The sequence below is a fragment of the Mesorhizobium sp. M0590 genome (assembly GCF_040320905.1).
Lineage (GTDB): Bacteria > Pseudomonadota > Alphaproteobacteria > Rhizobiales > Rhizobiaceae > Mesorhizobium.
Genome location: NZ_JAMYQN010000012.1, coordinates 63147 through 84346, shown reverse-complemented (window position 1 = coordinate 84346; position 21200 = coordinate 63147). Strand labels below are relative to the sequence as shown.

18 protein-coding genes are annotated in these 21200 nt (G+C 63.8%); 6 read left to right on the top strand and 12 right to left on the bottom strand.

What is annotated here, in order from left to right; all coding sequences use genetic code 11:
- Positions 1-76 precede the first annotated feature (76 nt).
- The 3 genes from NKI52_RS20380 (at position 77) to NKI52_RS20370 (ending at position 4092) form a co-directional block, all read left to right on the top strand.
- Complete coding sequence (locus NKI52_RS20380) at positions 77-2788, top strand: ATP-dependent helicase (protein ID WP_352699286.1); 2712 nt, start codon at positions 77-79, stop codon at positions 2786-2788.
- Positions 2789-2841: 53 nt separating this feature from the next.
- Complete coding sequence (locus NKI52_RS20375) at positions 2842-3330, top strand: Panacea domain-containing protein (protein ID WP_352619531.1); 489 nt, start codon at positions 2842-2844, stop codon at positions 3328-3330.
- Between the two features lie 111 nt (positions 3331-3441).
- Positions 3442-4092: a hypothetical protein gene (locus NKI52_RS20370; RefSeq protein ID WP_352619530.1), complete on the top strand. Its 651-nt coding sequence runs from the start codon at positions 3442-3444 to the stop codon at positions 4090-4092.
- Positions 4093-4133: 41 nt separating this feature from the next.
- Here the strand turns inward: NKI52_RS20370 and NKI52_RS20365 are convergent, their stop codons facing one another.
- From NKI52_RS20365 to NKI52_RS20345, 5 genes are all read right to left on the bottom strand, one after another.
- Positions 4134-5183, bottom strand: coding sequence for an ABC transporter permease (locus tag NKI52_RS20365; RefSeq protein ID WP_023676723.1), 1050 nt, complete (start codon positions 5181-5183; stop codon positions 4134-4136).
- Positions 5180-5977, bottom strand: a complete 798-nt coding sequence (locus NKI52_RS20360; RefSeq protein WP_023676724.1) for an ATP-binding cassette domain-containing protein — start codon at positions 5975-5977, stop codon at positions 5180-5182. The genes NKI52_RS20365 and NKI52_RS20360 overlap by 4 nt, the downstream gene beginning before the upstream one ends.
- Before the next feature lie 86 nt (positions 5978-6063).
- Complete coding sequence (locus tag NKI52_RS20355; protein ID WP_352699282.1) at positions 6064-7077, bottom strand: substrate-binding domain-containing protein; 1014 nt, start codon at positions 7075-7077, stop codon at positions 6064-6066.
- A 165-nt stretch (positions 7078-7242) separates the two neighbouring features.
- Positions 7243-8148, bottom strand: a complete 906-nt coding sequence (locus NKI52_RS20350; RefSeq protein WP_502897779.1) for a sugar phosphate isomerase/epimerase family protein — start codon at positions 8146-8148, stop codon at positions 7243-7245.
- Positions 8148-9182, bottom strand: coding sequence for a Gfo/Idh/MocA family protein (locus NKI52_RS20345; protein ID WP_352699280.1), 1035 nt, complete (start codon positions 9180-9182; stop codon positions 8148-8150). Before NKI52_RS20345 ends, NKI52_RS20350 begins: the two co-directional genes overlap by 1 nt.
- A 195-nt stretch (positions 9183-9377) precedes the next feature.
- On the opposite strand from NKI52_RS20345, the gene NKI52_RS20340 reads away from it, so the two are divergent.
- Positions 9378-10403, top strand: a complete 1026-nt coding sequence (locus NKI52_RS20340; protein ID WP_352539542.1) for a LacI family DNA-binding transcriptional regulator — start codon at positions 9378-9380, stop codon at positions 10401-10403.
- Between the two features lie 10 nt (positions 10404-10413).
- On the opposite strand, the gene NKI52_RS20335 is transcribed toward NKI52_RS20340, so the two are convergent.
- From NKI52_RS20335 to NKI52_RS20310, 6 genes are read right to left on the bottom strand one after another with little or no spacing between them, the layout of a single operon-like run.
- Positions 10414-11331, bottom strand: coding sequence for a ribokinase (locus NKI52_RS20335; RefSeq protein WP_352699278.1), 918 nt, complete (start codon positions 11329-11331; stop codon positions 10414-10416).
- Positions 11328-12203, bottom strand: coding sequence for a MurR/RpiR family transcriptional regulator (locus NKI52_RS20330; RefSeq protein WP_023676730.1), 876 nt, complete (start codon positions 12201-12203; stop codon positions 11328-11330). The genes NKI52_RS20335 and NKI52_RS20330 overlap by 4 nt, the downstream gene beginning before the upstream one ends.
- Positions 12200-13177: an ABC transporter permease gene (locus NKI52_RS20325; RefSeq protein ID WP_352570464.1), complete on the bottom strand. Its 978-nt coding sequence runs from the start codon at positions 13175-13177 to the stop codon at positions 12200-12202. The genes NKI52_RS20330 and NKI52_RS20325 overlap by 4 nt, the downstream gene beginning before the upstream one ends.
- Before the next feature lie 16 nt (positions 13178-13193).
- Entirely contained in the window at positions 13194-14726 is a 1533-nt protein-coding gene (locus NKI52_RS20320) for a sugar ABC transporter ATP-binding protein (RefSeq protein WP_352699275.1), read from the bottom strand.
- 56 nt (positions 14727-14782) lie between these two features.
- The gene (locus NKI52_RS20315; RefSeq protein WP_352570466.1) at positions 14783-15841 is read right to left on the bottom strand and encodes a sugar ABC transporter substrate-binding protein; all 1059 of its coding nucleotides are present in this window, start codon (positions 15839-15841) and stop codon (positions 14783-14785) included.
- 42 nt (positions 15842-15883) lie between these two features.
- Positions 15884-16873, bottom strand: coding sequence for a TIM barrel protein (locus NKI52_RS20310; protein WP_352575119.1), 990 nt, complete (start codon positions 16871-16873; stop codon positions 15884-15886).
- A gap of 247 nt (positions 16874-17120) precedes the next feature.
- On the opposite strand from NKI52_RS20310, the gene NKI52_RS20305 reads away from it, so the two are divergent.
- Complete coding sequence (locus NKI52_RS20305) at positions 17121-18599, top strand: esterase-like activity of phytase family protein (RefSeq protein WP_352699272.1); 1479 nt, start codon at positions 17121-17123, stop codon at positions 18597-18599.
- A 146-nt stretch (positions 18600-18745) separates the two neighbouring features.
- On the opposite strand, the gene NKI52_RS20300 is transcribed toward NKI52_RS20305, so the two are convergent.
- Complete coding sequence (locus tag NKI52_RS20300) at positions 18746-19534, bottom strand: L,D-transpeptidase (protein ID WP_023676737.1); 789 nt, start codon at positions 19532-19534, stop codon at positions 18746-18748.
- 192 nt (positions 19535-19726) lie between these two features.
- Here NKI52_RS20300 and NKI52_RS20295 point away from each other — a divergent pair, with 192 nt between their 5' ends.
- Complete coding sequence (locus NKI52_RS20295; protein WP_352699270.1) at positions 19727-21199, top strand: MATE family efflux transporter; 1473 nt, start codon at positions 19727-19729, stop codon at positions 21197-21199.
- Position 21200: the final 1 nt, after the last annotated feature.

Below are 21200 nucleotides of genomic sequence, written 5' to 3'. Positions count from 1 at the left end.
AGTCTACCGGCTGGACAGAGAACAAAACGGAGACACTTCTGGCCTTTCGCTGCCGAATCACTACATTCGGGGAGAGATGTCCGGCTTTTCGGAAGACATGCCCTTTTTTGACGAACCGAACGCGCGGCCCGTGGCCCCGTCGGGCATTGCCGCGCGCGCCATGGCTGCCCGCAGCGGCCACAACAATGCGCCCGACTATCTCAAGGGGTTGAACCCCGAGCAGCGGCTGGCGGTGGAAACCACCGAAGGCCCGGTGCTGGTGCTGGCCGGCGCCGGCACCGGCAAAACGCGCGTCCTGACCACCCGCATCGCCCACATCCTTGCCACCGGCAAGGCTTTCCCCTCGCAGATCCTCGCCGTCACCTTCACCAACAAGGCGGCGCGCGAGATGAAGCAGCGCATCGGCCTGTTGATCGGCGAAGGCAATGTCGAGGGCATGCCGTGGCTCGGCACCTTCCACTCGATTGGAGTGAAGCTGCTGCGCAGACATGCCGAGCTGGCCGGGCTCAAATCCGACTTCACCATTCTCGACACCGATGATGTCGTGCGCCTGATCAAGCAGCTTATCCAGGCCGAAGGGCTGGACGACAAGCGCTGGCCGGCCAAGCAGTTCGCCCAGATGATCGACGGCTGGAAGAACAAGGGCCTTGGCCCCGCCGACATCCCCGAGGGCGATGCCCGTGCCTTCGCCAACGGCAAGGGCCGCGAGCTCTACAAGGCCTACCAGGAGCGGCTGAAAACGCTGAACGCTTGCGACTTCGGCGATCTCCTGTGCCACCCGATCCGCATCTTCCGCGCCAATCCGGACGTGCTGAAGGAATACCACAAGCGCTTCCGCTACATCCTCGTTGACGAGTATCAGGACACCAACACCGCCCAGTACATGTGGCTGCGGCTCTTGGCGCAGCGGCCGCAATCCTCCCCCCTTGAGGGGGAGGTGCCCGCGAAGCGGGCGGAGGGGGTTGCCGCAGAAGGCACCGCTAGAGCGTCGAGCACTGCCGCCGGTAGGTCGAGCACTGCCGCACGGACCCCACCCGACCGGGCTTCGCCCGGCCACCCTCCCCTCAAGGGGGAGGGAAGCCCGCGCCTATCCACCGTCAACATCTGCTGCGTCGGCGACGACGACCAGTCGATCTATGGCTGGCGCGGCGCCGAGGTCGACAACATCCTGCGCTTCGATAAGGATTTCCCCGGCGCCACCATCATCAGGCTGGAGCGCAATTATCGCTCCACTGCGCACATCCTCGGCACGGCGTCCCACCTGATCGCCCACAATGAGGGCCGCTTCGGCAAGACGCTGTTCACCGAAAAGATCGCCGAGGACGACGAGAAGGTGCATGTCCATGCCGCCTGGGATTCCGAAGAGGAGGCCCGCGCCGTCGGCGAGACGATCGAGGCCTACCAGCGCCAGAAGCACAATTTGAACGATATGGCGATTCTCGTCCGCGCCTCCTTCCAGATGCGCGAGTTCGAGGACCGCTTCGTCACGCTCGGCCTCAACTACCGCGTCATCGGCGGCCCGCGCTTCTATGAGCGGCTCGAAATCCGCGATGCGCTGGCCTTCTTCCGCGTCGTTGCGCAAGGCGCCGACGACCTCGCCTTCGAGCGCATCGCCAACGTGCCGAAGCGCGGCTTGGGCGAGGCCACCATCCGCCAGATCCACGACACCGCACGGGCGCTGCGCATCCCGATGCTGGAGGCGGCGGCAAAACTCGCCGAGAGCGACGAGCTGAAGCCGAAGCCGCGCGCCGCGCTGCGCGAGGTATCGGCCAATTTCGAACGCTGGCAAAAGGCTCTCGAAACCACGCCGCACACCGAGCTCGCCGAGACCATTCTGGAGGAGAGCGGCTACACCGACATGTGGAAGAACGACCGCTCGGTCGAAGCACCCGGCCGGCTGGAGAACCTCAAGGAGTTGATCCGCTCCATGGAGGAGTACGAATCGCTGCGCTCCTTCCTCGAACACGTCGCACTCGTCATGGACGCCGAGCAGAATGCCGAGCTCGACGCGGTCAACATCATGACGCTGCATTCGGCCAAGGGCCTCGAATTCGAGACCGTATTCCTGCCCGGTTGGGAGGAAGGCCTGTTCCCGCACCAACGGTCACTGGACGAAGGCGGCCGCTCCGGGCTGGAGGAAGAGCGCCGCCTTGCCTATGTCGGGCTGACCCGCGCCAAGAAGAACCTGCATCTGTGGTTCGTCTCCAACCGACGCATCCACGGTCTGTGGCAATCGACCATTCCCTCACGCTTTCTCGAAGAACTGCCGGAAGCTCATGTCGATATCGCCGAGAGTGGCAACAGCTACGGCGGCTACGGCAATTCTTATGGCGGCGGCTCGTTCGCCTCGGGCCGTGGCGGCCAAGGAGCAGGAAGGCAGAATCCCTATGGCGCCTCGCGCTTCGACAATGTCGGCGCGGAAAAGGCGGGAAGCTTCTCCAGCACCTATGCGACGCCGGGCTGGCAGCGCGCTCAAGCCAACCGCACCGAGGCCACAGACCGCAATTGGGGCACGCGTTCCGGCCACCAGGTCGAGCGCATCGGCTATGGCGAGACCGACTCCGGCTACGGCGCTGGCCGCACCTCGGTCAAGGGCCGCACCATCGACGGCGAACTGGTCGCCAAATCCGTCGCCGACACGCCGTCCCCCTTCAGCGTCGGCGACCGCGTCTTCCACCAGAAATTCGGCAACGGCAACATCTCGGCCATCGAAGGCAACAAGCTGACCATCGACTTCGACAAAGCCGGCCAGAAACGCGTGCTGGACGGGTTTGTGACGGGGGCGTGAGGCATATGGAAAATTGTCTGGCACCCCAGAACAAATAGGGTACAATCGCTTGCATGGCTTACGACTCGCGGTATATTGCTAACTTGGTGCTCGATCGCGCGGATGGCGAAGGGCTGGGAATTACAAATCTTGAGATCAACAAGATAATATATTTTCTGCATTCCACATATCTAGCCAATTTTGGAGAACCGTTGATTGAGGCAAAGATAGAAGCCTGGGACTACGGTCCAGTAATTAGAGAAATATATTCGGAATTTAAATCTTTTGGGGCTGCAGATATTAGGACAAGGGCTACAAGGCTCGACTTAAATTCGTTAAAAAGAGTGCCTGTATACGAAACGATGAGCGGTTCTGATGCAAATTTCCTGTATCCGATAATTGACAAATACATGCGCTTGGGGGCGACCAAACTTGTGAACATGTCCCACGAAAAAGGCGGGCCGTGGGACCTAGTGTATAATGCTTCGGGGAGGAGCAATCCTGGAATGGAGATATCCGACGATCTCATCCAGCGATATTTCTTACGTCAAACCCGGCACTAATGAGGAACGCTCGTGCAGATAAGCAAACTTAGCAGGCCTCCCTACGCTCACAACTGGGTCCGATATGTTTTCCCCGATCGCGTTCGAACCACGAAAGAACTCGTCAGGTTCGTGACCGGATTCCCAACGACTACATATTCTGCCGCGTCGCCGATTATTCGAGATCGAATTGTCTACGGGCTCGATCGGCGCACGGCGTTAATTGCGGCAATGTCGAAGGGACGAGCAAATAGTCGTGGCATCGTCGCCGAGTATGTTGAGGCATTTTATGACTACGATGAAAAAAGGGGCTACTTCGGCAAGCCCTGTTTTGACGAAATAGTTGAGCCATTTCGAGTTGGAAAAGGTCTTGTTGTTCCTGTTAAGCCTCTAATTACAATCGTTGAAAATGGGCTTCAGGTTCCAATTTTCACTGTGGGTTGGGCGAACTTCCCATTGACTAACTGGCAAATGCGTCTACTTGCCACGATTTTCGAAGATGCCGTGTTTTCGCTTACCGATTTTAGAAAATCGCCTGGCGAATTTCTCTGCTTTCCAAAAGTAGGAAAAGGTGATTCGGCCAAACGCCAGCCTTTGGTTTGGAAGCGCGGTGATTTTGAGCTTCTTTCAAGAAATGAATTGCGTGAGTGTCTCGATGAATTTTTGCTGGCGCTAGAAGACGCGAAAATTATTCTGGAGGAAGCACTTCGTAAGGAGCAGGCTGAAGCCCCGGTTGTTGAAGAAAAACCAATGGGTGAAACGCCGCTACTCGACTGGCGGTAGAATGCTCAAGACGGTTCGTCTCATACTTGTGCTCGGCTGAACTACCGATACCGCGCCTGGTTCCACTTATGGCCGAGCAGCGACAGGATGATGATCAGGCCGTTGAAGAACTGGACGTAGAAGCCGCTCAGGCCTGCCGCGACGACGCCTGTCTGGATGAAGGAGACCGTGACCGCGCCGATCGCACCGCCGACGACGGTGCCGATGCCGCCCCAGGTCGGAGTGCCGCCGACGAACACCGATGCCAGCACCGGCAGCAGGTATCCGTCGCCCGCCGTCGGCCACCAGGTGAAGTTGATCATCACCGAAAACGTGCCGGCGATCGCAGCCCCGATGCCGACGAAGACGAACACTTTTACCCGCACGCGCTTGACGTCGATACCCATCTGCTGGGCGCTGTCGGGATTGTCGCCGACCACCTTGACCTGCGCGCCGAAGCGATGGCGGTTGTAGAGCAGCGCCGACAGCACGACGAAGCCGATGGCCCAGAAGATCTGCACCGGAATGCCGTAAAGCTGGCTGGAGAAGATCTTGTAGGCCCAGCTGTCGGCAAGGCCGGTCAGCGCCGTCGACCTGCCCTCGTTGATGATCTGGATCAGGCCGCGCAGCAGGAAATTCATGCCGAGCGTGGCGATCAGCGACGACAGCCCGCCATAGACGACCAGTGAGCCGACCAGGAAGCCGAGCAGCATGCCGGTTATCATTGCGGCGGCGATGCCGAGGAACGGGTCGTAGCCGGCCTGCACGACCAGCGCAAACACCCAGGAGGCAAAGCCCATCGTCGCCGGAAACGACAGGTCGATCTCGCCGCAAGTGACGACGAAGACCAGCGGCACCACCACGAACAGCGCCACCGGCAGCGTGGTCAGCACGGAACTGTAGAGATACCAGGTGGTGAACACGATCGGGTTGGCGATCATGAACACCGCCATCATGACGATGAACACGGCAAGCGTGCCGAGCGCGGCGCGGTTGTCGAGGATGAACCCGCGCAGCCAGTTGTCGGACGGGTGTCTCCACTCTTTCCCGGCGGTTTCGCCATGCGTGCCGCCGAGGGGACTCTGCAGATCGGGTTCCATGGTCTTGCTCATCGTGCCGCCCTCCCCGCATCGCCCGCGTCGTGCAACCCCGGCAATCCGCTGGGGTGGGCGACGTCTTCCATGAAATTGATCAGATCCTCGGCCGATTTGACCTCGCTGCGGTCGGCGGTGAGCGCGACCTTGCCACGGTCCAGCACCACGAAGCGATCGGCGATATCGTAGACATGGTGGATGTTGTGGCCGATGAACAGGATCGAGCGCCCGCTCGCCCGCACCTGGCGCACGAAGTGGAAGACCTTGGCGGTCTCGGTCAGCGATAGCGCGGTCGTCGGTTCGTCGAGGACTATCAGCTCCGCCTTCTTATAGATGGCCCGCGCGATCGCCACGCCCTGGCGTTCGCCGCCCGAGAGCTGGCCGACGATCGACTGTGGCGTGAACACTTTCGAGGTGAAGCCGATCTCGCGCATCAGCCGGCTCGCCTCCGCGATCTCCTTGTTGACCTTCAGCCAGCCAAGCCAGCCGGTGAGCTCGCGGCCCATGAAGATATTGCGCACGATCGTCTGCTGCACGGCGAGCGCCCGGTCCTGGAACACGGTCTCGATGCCGGCGTCGCGCGAGCGCGCAGGGCTCCATCCGGTCACCGGCTTGCCGCGGACGAGAATCTCGCCGCTAGTCGGTTTGACCACGCCGGACAGGATCTTGATCAGCGTCGACTTGCCGGCGCCATTGTCGCCGATCAGGCCGACCACCTCGCCGCGATCGACGCTGAGATTGACCCCGCCCAGCGCATAGACCTGGCCATAGGACTTGCTGATGTCGCGCAGTTCGATGATGCGTTCGGCCATGGCGATCCTCGCTTGATTGTCGCGTGCCGGCCTTTTCGCCGGCGGTCCCGCCGGCCGGGCTCGATCCCGGCCGACGGCTTGGGAGGTCAGCGCAACGCCTGCTTGGCGAGCTCGGCGACGATCTCGTAATTCTGCGGCGTGACGAAGCCGGCGCCGGTGTCGACGTTCATCGGCGCAAGGCCGAGCACCACCTGCTGGCAGAGGCTGAGGATCGGCAGATAGCCTTGCAGGAACGGCTGCTGGTCGGCCGTCAGCTGCACCCAGCCGCCCTTGAAGCCCTCGACGATCTGCGGGCTGGTGTCGAAGCCGAAGTTGAAGATATCGCCCGGCTTCCTGCCCGCCGCCTGCATGTAAGTCGGGACGTTGCCCAGCATCTGCCCGCCGGGATAGCCAACCGCCTTGACGTCGGGATTGTTGAGCAGTGCCGCGGTGATCACCGGAAGGGCCAGATTTGGGTCGGAAGCCCATTCGCCGCTTGGCGGCGAGGAGAGCTGTATGACCTCGACGCCCCCTTCCTTGAGGGCAGCGACAGTGCCGCGCTCGCGCGCGCCGCGGCTCTCGTTCTCGAACGGGCCGATCATGATTGCCTTATCGCCGGCCTTGAGCCCGGCCAGCTTGACCGCCTCGGCGCCAAGCGCGCGGCCCTGCTGCTCCTGCTGGGCACCGACATAGCCGCCGCCGAACGCCGCCGTGACCGTCGGCACCGGCACGTTCTGGTACATCATCTTGATGCCGTCCTTGTGCGCCTGTTCGGCCAGCGGCATGATCGCGGCGTCGCCGGGGTGGCCCATCATGGCGATGCCTTGGGGCTTGACCGCGACAGCCTCGCGCAATTGCTGCACCATCTTCTCGACATCCCACTGGGAAAAGATGTAGTCGACCTTCGGCCCGAGATCGGCCGCCGCCTGCTTCGCGCCATTATAGACGATCGTGCCGAAGGCATCGCCCTCGGCACCGCCGACGAAGAAACGGATATGGACATCCTTGCACCACTGGGCATCGAGCGCCTGCGCCGGCAAGGTCGAGAGTGCGGCGGCGAGCGCCATCGCGGCCGCCGCGACGGTCGAGCGCAGAACTGTCCTTCTCATCGTAATGCTCATGCACTTATCCTCCCTTTGTTCCCTCGCTAGCCGAGGGGTTTTGACGATCGCTTCGGCATTGCGCCGCAATCTTTCGCTGGCCGGCACCTCCCGCCGGCTTGTCCTGTTTTTATGCATGTCGTTATCGCAAAACCGCTGGGCACTTTTGCGCGACATGCATTAGCCTCACACCGGGTTCGGCAGGTAGCTCGCGCCTCCCCGGCATTGTTGGAGATAATCCAGTGCCCGCGCCTGGCCGGTGATCTCGAGATCGCCGCGATAGACCGGGTCGTGCCAGCCCTCAATGTCGATGGCGCCCTTGTAGCCGGCCAGCCGCAGCTCGCTGATCACCCGCGTCCAGTCGCTATCGCCGAAGCCAGGGGTGCGCATCTGAACGAACGGCAGGCGGCCGAACACGCCATGTTCGCGGATCACGTCCCAGCGCACCGTCGCGTCCTTGCCGTGGACGTGGAAGATACGCGGCGCCCATTTGCGGATCTGCGGGATCGGATCGATCAGATAGACCAGCTGGTGGCAGGGCTCCCACTCCAGGCCGAGATTGTCGTCCGGCAATTCGTTGAACATCAGCTCCCAGGCGTCCGGATTGTGGGCGATGTTCCAGTCGCCGCTGGCCCAGTTGCCGTCCATGGCGCAGTTCTCGAAGGCGATGCGCACGCCCTTGTCGGCGGCCCGCTTTGCCAGCTTCCCCCAGACCTCGCGGAAGCGCGGCAGGCTGTCGGGCAGCGGCTTGCCGCGGATGCGGCCGGTAAAGCCGCTGACCACATTGGTGCCGAACAGATGCGCGTTGTCGATGATCGTTTCCCACGCCTCGAGCACGCCGCGATCGATCTCGCCGCTCTCCAGCGGATTGCCGAACACGCCGATCGACGAGACGATGACATCGGCATCGCCGATCGCCTCGCGGATCTCGCCCGCCAGCCGCGGAATGTCCTTGCCGCCCAGCGTCTGCCAGAAGAACGGCTGGATGCTCTCGAATCCGAGCGGCAGGATCTGCCTGACATAGGCGGCCGGGTCGTCGAGGTTGGCGCGCACCATGGTGCCGATCCTGATGTCGAGCAGCGGGTTTGGCATCATGATCCTTCCTGTGAGGCGATAGCGACCCGGCGCCCGGTTTCGGCGCTCTCGATCGCAGCGAAAACCATGGACAGGCTCTTGATGTTGTCGGCGCCGCGCGTCTCCGGCGCGGTGCCGGTCTCGACGGCGCGGACGAAATCCTGGATGATGCCGAGATGGCCGCCGACGCGATCTGCCGGGTCGAGCGGCGGCACGGCTATCGATTCGGTGCGGTCGAACAGGCCTTCACGGACCGGCCGCACGACTTCCGCCTTCAACCCGTCCGCGCCGTCCCAGACAATGCTGCCGCGCTCGGCGACGATCCGCCATGTACTGTCCCAGCTGGTACGGAAGCCGGCCGCGCACCAGCTGCCGGCATAGGTGAACAGCTTGCCGCCGCCGAGGTCGAAGCTTGCGGCTGCCGACGACCCTTGCCGATACCAGGAATTGGCCGGCTCCCACTCGTGGCAATAGACGCCGGCCGGTTCGCCGGCCACCATGTAGCGGGCCGCATCGAATGTGTGGATCGCCATATCGAGCAGCAGCACATGGCGCATCTCTTCGCGAAAACCGCCGAAATGCGGCGCAACGAAGAAATCGGCGTGGATGCTGGTTGGCGCACCAATGGCGCCGGAATCGAGAAAGCGCCGGATGCGCCTGACATTGGCGACATAGCGGCGGTTCTGCACGACGGCATGGATGCGGCCGGCGCTGCGGGCCGCCTCGACAATGGCACGCGCATTGTCCGGGCTGTCGGCCAGCGGCTTTTCGGTCAAGAGATGGCAATGGTGGGCAAAGGCGGAAAGCGCGACCTCGCGGCGGGCGGCGGGAACCACCACGTCGAATACCGCGTCGGGCCTGGTCTGGTCGAGCACGGCGTCGAGGTCGGTTCCGATGACGGCGCCGGAAAGCTCGTATTCGCGCGCCCTCGCCCGCGCCCTTTCGGCGTCGAGATCAACCAGGCCGACAATGGCGAGCCCATCGATCTGCTTGGCTGCATCGAGCCAGGCTTTGCTCATCGCGCCGCAGCCGACCAGGACGACATTGATCATCCAGCACTCCTCCCTCTCGGCCCCTCCAGACCGATCGTCACGGCGTTCACGGCAGGGCCGCAAACGTTCTTCCGTAAACGTTTACGAGAACACACCCGATGGCGTAGAATGTCAATTGGCCGATAGCGAAAAACGTGATGCCGGCTTGGCCTGAAGAGCGGCCGGTGCTAGCCAAGCAAGGGGGAGAACTGTCCTTTGGCGTCCAGTATTCACGACCTTGCACGTCACCTGAACATTTCGATCGGCACGGTGTCGCGCGCACTCAACGGCCGCGCCGACGTCAATGCCGACACACGCCAGCGCGTGCTCGATGCGGCCAAGAAGCTGAATTATTCGCCGAACCAGTCCGGCCGCAGCCTGCGGCGCGGCGCCACCCATTCGATCGCCTTCATGCTGCAGCCTCATCCGGGCGACCAGGAATATGGCGAGCCGTTCTTCATTCCGTTCCTGACCGGGTTGCAGGCCAAGCTCGCCGAAAGCGGCCTCGACCTGATCGTAGTGATGGGCGCGCCGGGCGACTATCAGCAGGAGCGCCTGCGCCGTGTCGTCGAGACGCGGCGGGCCGATGCGGTGGTGCTGGCCTGGACGCGGCGCGAGGACGAGCGCATCGACTATCTGACCCAGGCCGGTTTCCCGTTCGCGACGCTCGGCCGCAGCCGCTCCGGCGGCGATTCCTATCCCTCGCTCGACCTCGATTTCGAAAAAGCCGGGGCTGACGCGGTCGATCGTCTCGTCGCGCGCGGTCACCGCCGCATCGCCGCCATCCGCCCGTCGCTCGACCTCAATTTCGGCTATCTGTTCCTCGCCGGCTATCGCAAGGCGTTGCGGCGGCACGGCATCGAATTCGACCCCGAACTGATCGCCGACGGCTTCATCAACGAGGCCGGCGGCTACGCGGTGACGCCGAAGGTCATGCACTCCAAGGACCCGCCGACGGCCATCATCTTCAACAACGACGCGATGGCGCTTGGCGGCTGCAAGGCTCTGGCCGAGGCGGGCATCAGGCCCGGCCACGACGTTGCGGTGATCGTCATCGTCGACACGCCGCTCTGCCGCTATTTTTCGCCGGCGCTGACCGGCTTCCGCCCGGCGCTTGAGCCGATGGGCGAGCGGTTGGCCGAAATGCTGCTGGCATCGATCCCGGCTTACGCCGGCGCCGAAGGCGCACGCATCATCCGTGAAGTCTGGCCGCTGGAACTGATCGCGCGCGACAGCGATTGAATCGCGGCGGTCACTGAGCAGGCTCAGATTGATCAAGACCCCCGCGCCCGCGCTCTGGCGTTGCGACCAGCGAGGCAGCGGCGGCATTGGCGGCGGCAAGTGCCGCCTCGACGGGCTGCCCACGCGCAAGCCCAGCCGCGAAGGCCCCAACGAATTCATCGCCGGCACCGTGGGTGCTGATGACCTTCACCGGCATCGCAGGCAGTGCGAACGCCTGGCCGCCACGGTCGCGATAGGCAACGCCCTCGCCGCCTGCCGTGACGATCGCGGCCGGATAGGAACCGACGAGCATACCGGCCGCCTTCGCAGCCCCCTCGAGCGTGTCGACGACCGCAACGCCGGTCAGGAATTCCGCCTCGATGGCATTGACGATGACGATATCGGTGAGTGCGACCAGTTCGGCTGACAGCTTTCGCGCGGGTGCCGCGTTGAGGACGACGCAGCCGCAATGCGCCTTCACCGCCCGCGCCGCGGCAATGTTGGCGCCTTCCGGTACCTCGTTTTGCAGCAGCAGAACCGCCGTTTGCGCGATCAGCTCGGCCGCCTCAGTAATGTCCTTTTCGCCGAGAGTGAGATTGCTGCCCGAGACGATTACCGCGCCATAGTCGCCGCTGTCGTCGAAGATCGCTACGCTCATGCCCGAGCCGGCGCCCGCAGCCACTCCCACGAAGCGCTGGTCGACGCCGTTGCGATCGAGATTGTCGAGAAGCGCGCGGCCGAAATCATCGTCGCCGACAGCGCCGATCATTGCCGCACGCACGCCGGCCCGCGCTGCCGACACCGCCTGGTTGCCGCCCTTGCCGCCGCATTTTGGATGCCAGGCATGGCCGGTGACCGTTTCGCCCTTGCGTGGGCGATCGGGGGCTTCGACCATGATATCGTAATGCAGACTGCCGAATACGGTCACCAGCGGCGGGGAAGCCGTCATGTGCCCTTATCTTTCCGTTTCGACGTCACCGCAGACATGGTGCGGCCGAGATTGCGCTCCGCCGCCTGGTAGTCGCGTTGCGCGACCGCCACGAACAGCGCGTCGAGGATGTTGAGCTGGGCAATGCGCGCCGCTGCGTTCTCACCCATCAACGGCGAGCCTTGCGCGGTCGAGCAGAGCACGATGTCGGCGACGGCTGCCAATGGCGAGTTGTCATAGTTGGTGATGGCCAGCGTGCGCGCGCCGCTTTTGCGCGCAAGCTGGATGGCGTCGATGACGGCGCTGGTATTGCCGGAATGCGAAAAGCCGACGGCGATGTCGTCGGCGCCGAGCAGCGAGGCGGACATTAGCATCATGTGCGAATCGTCGTAGACAGAGGTGCGGATGCCGATGCGCAGGAATTTGTGCGAAACGTCGCGTGCGATCTGCGCCGAGCCGCCGACGCCGTAGAAATCGCGATTCCTGGCGCGGTAAAGCAGATCGGCGGCACGGTCGAAATCGTCCATGTCGAGGATGGCCAGCGTCTCCTCCAGCGCCTGGATGGAGGTGCGGAACACCTTCTGCACGATCTCGGCCGAACTGTCGTCCACCGACAGCTCCTGATGCATCTCGGCGGTCGGCAGGCGGCTGTATTCATAGACCGCCGTGCGAAAGTCGCGATAGCCGGAAAAACCCAGCTTCTTGGCGATCTTGACCACCATCGCCTCCGAGACACCGGCCTCCTCGGCGATCTGCTTGAGCGGTATGGTCTCGTCGAAGCCGCGCCGTCCGAAGACCGTTTCAACCACCTTCGCCTCGAGCGGCGTCAGATGCGGCATCATCATGCGAATGCGCGGTCCTACTGCTTTCAGGTCCAGCCCGGTCAAGGTCATCCACGTCCCCTCGTCACGCGATCGATAAGCATCGCGGCGAGGATTATAAGGCCAGTTGCCAGGAGCTGATAGAAGGACTGCACGTTCATCAGCGTCAGGCCGTTGCGCATGCTGCCAAGAATGACGGCACCCAGGATGGTGCCGACGACGCTGCCCTTGCCGCCCATCAGCGAGGCGCCGCCGATCGCCGCCGCTGCTATGGCGTCGAGCTCCCAGAGATTGCCCAGAATGGGTTCGGCCGCACCCAGCCGGCCGATCAGGATCTGCGCTGCAAGCGCTGCCAGCAGGCCCGAGATCATATAGGCGGCGATCTTGGTGCGGGCGATCGGCACGCCGGCTATGTAGGCCGCCTCCTCATTGCCGCCGACGGCGAGCAGATATTCGCCGAACGGCGTCTTCTTGAGGATGATCCAGGCAATCAGCGCGACCACCGCCACGATGATGACCGCCAACGGCAATCCGAACAGCGAGCCGTTGAAGATGGCACGGAAGCCGGCAGGCAGGCCGAGCACCGGATTGCCGCCGGTATAGATCAGCGCCAGCGCCCGGTAGGTGCTGAGCGTTCCCAGCGTGACGATGAAGGGCTGCAGCCCGACATAGGCGACCAGCACGCCGTTGAGCAGTCCGCAGGCAAGGCCGATGGCGAAGCCGGCGGCGATGGCCAGCGGAAACGGCACACCGGCAACCAGCATCGAGGCCGAGATGACCGCCGAAAGGGCTGCCGTCGGCCCGACGGACAGATCGATGCCGCCCGAGATGATGACCAGCGTCATGCCCAACGCCAGGCAGGCATTGATGCTCGATTGCTGCAGGATGTTGATCAGATTGCGCTCGGCAAAGAAGCCGGGGACCAGTGCACCGAAGACGGCGAGGATCACCACCAGTCCGATCAGCGTGCCGGCGTCGCGCACGGAAAACCGGTGCAGGAGATCTGCCCTTGGGCGCGCTGCTGTGTGTTCGATTATATCGGTCATCCGCTGGTCCTGTCCGTTATGCACCGGCCCGATGGCCTTGCGCCTTGCCGGCCTCAATCTCCGTTTGGGGTATGGCGTGCGCGGCGATCGCCTGTTCGCTGAGACTTGCACGGCCCAGTTCGGCGGCGACCGTGCCGTCGCGCATGACCAGCACGCGGTCGGCGAGCCGGATCACCTCGGGGAGTTCGGACGACACGACGATTACCGAATGGCCTTCGGCGGCGAGTTCCTCGATCAGGTGGTAGATCTCCGCCTTGGCGCCGACATCGATGCCGCGCGTCGGCTCGTCGAACAGAAGGATCCGTGTTCCCGCCGCCAGCCAGCGGCCGATGATCGCTTTCTGCTGGTTGCCGCCGCTGAACAGGCGGATCGGCCGGTCGAGCAGGAACGGCCTGAGATTGACCCGCTTCATCTTCTCGGCTGCGACCCGTTTCAGCCTTTTGTGATCGATGACGCCGCGCGGCGCGAACACGCCCATCGAGGCCAGCGCCATGTTGCTGGAGATCGACCGCAGCGGCACGATGCCTTCGCGCTTGCGCTCCTCCGGCACCAGGCCGATGCCGGCCGCGATGGCGTCGCGCGGACTGGAAAGCTTTACCGCCTTGCCGTCGATCTCTATTGCGCCTGATGAGGCCCGGTCGGCGCCGGCCAGGAGCCGCAGCAGTTCGGTGCGGCCCGAGCCGACCAGGCCGGCAACGCCCAGCACCTCGCCGCGATGCAGGTCGAACGAAACGTCACGGACCTTGGTTGCCGAGGCGAGGCCACGCAAGCTCAGCCTGACCTCGGGGGAAGCATGCGAGCGGTGTTGTTCCTGGGCAAGCTCGCGGCCGACCATCATCGAAACGACGGCCTTTTCCGACACCTGCGCGAGATCGACGGTTTCGACCACAACGCCGTCGCGCATGACAGTGGCGCGCTCGCAGATGCCGAACACCTCGTCCAGCTTGTGCGAGACATAAACGACGGCGACACCGTCGCGTGCCAGACCGGCAATGACTTCCGCCAGCCGTTCGAACTCGCTCGGCGTGAGGCTCGACGTCGGCTCGTCCATCGCCACGATCCTGGCGCGGTCGAGCAGCGCCCGGGCGATCTCGACGATCTGCCGCTGCGCCACCTTCAGCGAGCCAAGCGGGGCTGCCGGATCGATGGTCGGGTCGATGGCGGCCAGGGCTTCCGCAGCGCGGCTTTCCTGCTCGCCCCGTGCGACGAAGACGCCGCCGCGCGTCAACGGATGGCCGAGAAACATGTTCTGGGCGACGCTGAGGCGTGGCACCTGCTGTAACTCCTGATGGACCATCGCCACGCCGGCGGCGCGGGCCGCGACCGGGGTGTTCAGCGTCACCGGTTTGCCGTCAATAAGCACGCTTCCCGCCGTCGGCCGGTAGACGCCTGACAGGATGCGCAGCAGCGTCGACTTGCCGGCGCCGTTTTCACCGAGCAGCCCATGGATTTCGCCGGCGCCGACCGAAAAGGACACATCGCTCAGCGCCCGCACGGCCGGAAACTCTTTGGAAATGCCTTCGAATTGCAGCCGGGAGATGACTGACATTGCTTCGGTTCTCCAGGCAAGGTGCCGACCCAAGGCCGGCACCTGCCGGCCCTGCTCTACTGGCCCGCTGCCGCGTCCTCGAGCAGCGCCTTGCGCACGGCGTCGCCGGCGCCAGAGTAGCGGTCGGCATTGTCCTTGGTGATCAGCGCCTGCGGCGTGGCGACGACGCGCGGCAGCTTCTGCCCGGCCACCAGTCGCAGCGCCGATTCCAGCGCCACCTCGCCGGTCAGCACCGGGAACGAATCGACGGTGCCGGTCAGCTCGCCGGCGCGGATCGAGGCATAGGCGTCGGAGATGCCGTCGGTGCCGAACACGGCGACCTTGTCCTGCAGCCCGGCAGCCTTGACCGCCTCGACGATGCCCAGCGCCATGCCGTCATTGTTGGCATAGAAGCCGATCAGGTCGGGGTGCTGCTGCAGGATGTTGGTGGCAGCGTCGTAGGAGGTCTGGCGATCCCAGTTGCCGGGGACGCTGGCGACGACCTCGAACTTGCCGGCCTCGGTGACCGTGGTCTTGAAACCGTCGGTACGCTGGACGGCGGCGTAGACGCCGGCCTGGCCTTCGACGATGGCGACCTTGCCGCCGTCCGGCCGATTCTTGATGAACCATTTGGCGACGCGCACGCCGTTGTCGCGCTGGACATTGCCGACATAGTGCTCGGCCTGCGGGATGACCGCGTCGTTGACGTTGACCACCGGCACATTGGCGGCCTTGGCCTGTTCCATGATCGGCTGCAGGTTGGAGTCGGTCTGCGGCGAAACGAGCAGCACGTTGTAGCCTTGCGTGACCAGGCCTTCGGCGATGGTGAGCTGGCCGAGCTGGTCGCCCTCGCTCTGCGCCGCCTGGTAGACCACGGGCACGCCGGTGCGGTCGCCGAACGATTTGTAGCCCTCTCCCAGCGAACGCCAGTATTCGTTGGTCAGCGTCTTGGAGACCGCACCCGCCTTGGTGCCCTCGGGCAGCTTGGGGAAAGCCCCGAACTTGGCCTCGACCTGCGACCAGTCGATGCGATCCTTCTCGGTGTCGGAATTGAGCGGCGCGAGGTCCGCGGAAAACGACGAGCCTATAGACAGCGCCATCAGGGCAGCGGTGGCGGTGGCAAGCAGAAATTTCATGGTCTTTCCTCCCTGGTTGAAAACGGCGATGGCGCCGGAGCTTCAGCTGTCCGGCCCGAGCATGGCTTCCTGGATGATGGCCTGCGAGGCGACCGCGTCCTGACGGTCGACGGCAGTGGACAGGCGATTGTCCTTTTCCAGCCGATCGACGACGCGCAGCATGCGCTTGACGGTCGCGATGTTGACTTCGCATTCGTGGACCGGATCGAGCCCGGTCATGTCGGGGAACGTGTCGAAGTAGATGGCACCGGCGTAGCCGTCGCGGCGGATCTGCCTGAGCAGCTCGATCGTCTGCAGCGTATGCACCGCGCCGACCATCAAGCCGTCGTCGCGCTTGGCGTAGCCATCGTTGAGATGCACGCCGAGCAGCTTGCTATGACGCGCCACAAGTGCTGCGGCAAAGGCCGGCTGCTCGTCGGCATAGAGCACATGGGCGAAATCGAGCGTCACGCCGAGATTGGGCAGGCCGATCTCACGGATCGCCAGCAAAGTCGTCGCCGCGTCGGGCATCAGGCTGTAAGAGCGCGGCTCGTTGGGCTTGTACTCCAGGCTGATCTGGCAATCGGGGTCATGCGCCGAAACTTCACGAATTCCATCGATTTCGTGTTGCCAGAGCGTCGCATAATCGGCCTGGAAAGCATAATCGAAGCCATCCTGCCCGAGCCACAGCGTCATCAGGCTGGCGCCAGCCTCGCGCGCGGCGTCGATCCCGGCCTTGGTCATGTCGATGGCCTCGCGGCGAACGGCCGGATCCGGATTGGTGAAGGCGCCGAGCTTGAAGGCCGGGTTGGAGTAGTAGCGCATGGCGAAACCATTGATGGAAAGCCCGAGATCGCCGAGTTTGCGCGCCATTTCCGCAGGATTTTCATCGACATGGTCGGGAAAGTTGAGGTCGAGATCGGTCAACTCTGCAACCTTCGCCGCACGTGCCGCCATTTGCAGCATGGACGGTTTGCCGACAAGATCGGGCCACTCGGCCTGTGGCCGCGAGGCAAAGGAATTGAGGCGGGTGGCGAAACGGCAGACTGTCATCGGTGACCTTTCATCGTCATGACTTCACATAAAAACGATCATTTGTAAAGTTGCTAATTGTGTTCTCGGCGGCGGCGGATTCGCCATGCCCAGCCAGTTGCCACCACGCTGGGACAAGCAAGCGCGGCACTGTCACGCAAGTATCATGTTCGCATCCTAGATCGCTTCTCCGAAGGCTTTCGCGGCATCCTCGATGCGACGCGGCGCTTTTCGGGCCCCGGCAGCTTTGTCTCAAAAGAGGATATCCATGAAAAACCTGCACCGAACCGCGTCCCTCGCCGTCGCGCTGGCGATGTTCACCGCCTTGACGCCGGCCTTGGCTGAAAACGCCGCGACCGTCGGCGGCGTCAGCTTCGTCAACAAGGGCCTGGTCGGTGTCGGCCGCATCCCGGCCAGCCAGAAGGACAAGTTCGGCGAGACGTTTGGCTCGGGCTCGGGCATGTCGATCGACGCTGCCGGCTGGACGCATGGCGCCGATGGCTACAAGGGCTCGTTATGGCTGCTGCCGGATCGCGGCTACAATGTCGTCGGCACCACCGATTACCGTCCGCGCCTCAACACGATCGCCATCGAGTTCGCCCCGATCGCGCCGGGTGCGGCACCGGCCACCGGCCAGGAACAATCGGGCCTCAAGGCGACGCTTGCCGACACCATGCTTTTGACCGACGACAAGGGCGCCGACGCAACCGGGCTCGATCCGCTCAACGGCGTGCGTGCCGCGACCGACGACATGCCGATCCTGCCCGAAGCCAACGGCAAGCTCGCGCTCGATAACGAAGCGATCGCACGGCTGCCCGACGGCACGATGTTCATCTCGGACGAATACGGTCCGAACATCTACCGCTTCTCCGCCGATGGGCGTCTGATGTCGGCAACGCAGCCGCCGGCGGCGCTTGTCCCGATGCGTCACGGGACGCCAAACTTTGCTTCCAACAATCCGGGACCTGGCGCGGCAGACCCAGATCCGAAGGATCCCGAAACCGGCCGTCAGAACAACCAGGGCCTCGAAGGCATGGCGCTGACGCCGGACGGGAAGTTCCTGATTGCCGTGCTGCAGTCGGCCCCAAGGCAGGATGGCGGCGATTCCGCCTCGACGCGCCAGAACACGCGCGTGCTGGTCTACGATGCCTCGGATCCCGGCCAGCTCAAGCTCGCGCATGAATATGTCGTGCCGCTGCCGGTGTTCACCGATGCCAAGGGCAAAACCAAGATCGCCGCGCAGAGTGAAATCGTGGCGCTGTCGGACAAGACCTTCCTGATGCTGGCGCGCGACAGCGGCAACGGCCAGGGGCTGAAGGGCGACACCTCGCTCCATCGCGAGATCAGCGTCGTCGATGTGTCGGCGGCAACCGACATCGCCGGCACAGAGTTCGACAAGGACAAGCCGCTGGCGCCCAAGGGTGAGCTCGATCCATCGGTGACGCCGGCCAAGCTGACGCCGTTCATCGACATCAACGACAAGAGCGAGCTCGGCCGCTTCGGGTTGCACAATGGCGCGCCCAACGACCGCAACAACCTTTCGGAGAAATGGGAGGCGATGTCGGTGGTGAGCGTCCTCGATCCAAAGCTGCCCGACGACTATTTCCTGTTCGTCGCCAATGACAATGACTTCCTCACGCAGGACGGCTTCCAGGTCGGCGCGGCCTACAAGGCCGAGGATGGCGCCGATGTCGACACCATGTTCCTGGTCTATCAGGTCACGCTCCCAGGCCTCACCGGGAAGTAGCGGCAGCCATACAGGCGGAGGCGCCGAACGCGTCCGCCTGAGCTGGCGCGATTGAACGGTCGTGCCCCTTCAGTTGCGGCTCGCCCGCGAAAAGACGGTGTCCTAAGCATCGCAAAACCTGCGACTGACGATCCAGTCGAAGGCACTTACCTCAACATCTCCGCGTCCCTTGGCACGCCTGCATCGATCGGCTCGGCCGTCCTGTTTGACACGGCGGCGATCTTCCCGGCGGCCGACAGGTTCGGGCGCACGAAGACCGGCACGACGCCATCGACGCGGCTGTAGAGGTCGATAATGTCCTGATTCATGAAGCGCACACAGCCGGAGGAAGCGTTCTTCCCGATGGAATCCCACTCCGGCGTGCCGTGCAGCCTGTACATCGTGTCCTTGCCGTCACGGAAGAGATACAGCGCGCGGGCACCAAGCGGGCTCTGCGGGCCGGGCGGCATGCCGTCCTTGTATTTCGCCAGTTCCGGCCGGCGTTGGATCATTTCCGGCGGCGGCGTCCAGACCGGCCACTTCTTTCTCGCCTGAACCACGGCGCTGCCGGTCCATCCGAAACCGGCCTTGCCGAGGCTGACGCCATAGCGAATTGCCTTGCCGCCGTCGCGCACCAGATAGAGGAAGTGCTCGGAAGTATCGACGACGATCGTGCCGGGTTTTTCTCCAGTCGGGTCGGCCACGATTTGACGCACGAATTTCGGATCGACCTTGGCTACCGGAATTGCCGGCAGTTGATAGCCCTCGTCGATGCGCGCGGCATACATGCTTGCGGCATCGCCGAGAGCCGGATCGCTTGGTGCCGCGGGCACCGGCGGCGCCGCCACGTCCGTCGTGGTGCACGACGAAAGAGCCACGGAGGCCGCGCCCAGAGCGGATGCACCAAGAAAGGCGCGCCGGTTCAGGCGCTCAAAAAACAACGGAATATCGGACATGAGCCCCCCGGCTTACCGATGAGATCCAGGAAAATGCGGCCCCACGCGTGTGGGATCAATATACGATTCCGAAAGGTTTGAGAAATGCTTAGATCAAGGCACGCCAGGCGGAATTTACAGCGCCGCATCGACCTCTCCCGTTAAATCGGCAATCATTGCGGACTCAGACAAGCCTTCGCCGAGTTGCCTGCCATGGACGACAACATGCCCCCGCGCCGGCAGACCGGCGACCTCACCAGTGGGCCTATCCCGCGCACCCTTTTGCTGTTTGCCCTGCCGGTGCTCGGCTCCAATGTGCTGCAGTCGCTCAACGGCTCGATAAATGCCGTGTGGGTCGGCCGTTTCCTCGGTGAAGCGGCGCTGACCGCCACGTCCAATGCCAACCTCGTGCTGTTTCTCATCCTCGGCACCGTCTTCGGCATCGGCATGGCGGCGACCATCCTGGTCGCACAATCCGTCGGCGCTCGTGACCTGCCCGAAGCCCGGCGCATCGTCGGAACCAGCGCCACCTTCTTCTTCCTCGTCTCGGTGGTGTTCGCGGTCTGCGGCTGGATCTGGGTCGATGCGATCCTCGATGCGCTCGGCACGCCGGCCGATGCGTTGCCGCTGGCGCGCTCCTATCTGCGCATCATCTTCCTCGCCGTGCCGATGATGAACCTGCTGTCCTTCGTCATGACGGTGCTACGCGGCGCCGGCGATTCGCGCACGCCTTTCCTGTTCATGGCGCTGGCCGTCGTGCTCGACGTCGCTTTGAACCCGTTGCTCATCCTCGGCATCGGCCCGTTCCCCGAACTCGGCATCGCCGGCTCGGCCGCGTCGACGCTGATCGGCCAGACGGTAAGCGTGGTTGCCATCCTGATCGTGCTTTATGCGCGCAAGCACCCGCTGCGGCTGGCCGGCGCCAATCTCGTTCTGCTGCGGCCGGACCCGGCGCTGCTGCGCATTGTCGTCTTCAAGGGCGTGCCGATGGGCCTGCAGATGATCGTCGTTTCGGCCGCGGCGCTGACGGTGATGGGCATGGTCAACTCGTACGGCTCGCAGGTCGCGGCTGCCTACGGCATAGCCGCACAGCTCTGGACCTATATCCAGATGCCGGCGCTCGCCATCGGCGCCGCGGTGTCGTCCATGGCGGCGCAAAATGTCGGCGCCGGGCGCTGGGACCGGATTGGACGCATCGCCGCCTCCGGCGTCGGCTTCAACCTTGTGCTCACCGGCATGCTCGTCGCGCTGCTGTTCGTATTCGATCGCGCGGTGCTCAGCCTCTTCCTTGGCAGCGACAGTGCAGCAATCGAGATCGCCACTCACATCAACAAGATCGCGTCGTGGTCCTTCATCCTGTTCGGCATCACCATCGTGCTCTTCGCCACCGTGCGTGCCACCGGCGCGGTGATGCCGCCGCTGATCATCCTGGTGATCTCGGTGCTGCTGGTGCGCACCAGCTTCGCCTATTTCTTCCGAAGCGTGATCGGCGAGGAAGCTCTGTGGTGGAGCTTTCCGGCTGGCTCTATAACCTCGCTCGTGCTGGCCGCGGCCTATTATCGCTTCGGCCGCTGGCGCAGCCTGCACATGATCGAGAGCCGGCCGGCTGCCGGCGAACCGCCGGATACCGGCCTCGGCGTACCGCGCCAGCGCGCGCATCTTTCGCCCGAGACACCGAACGGCTGAA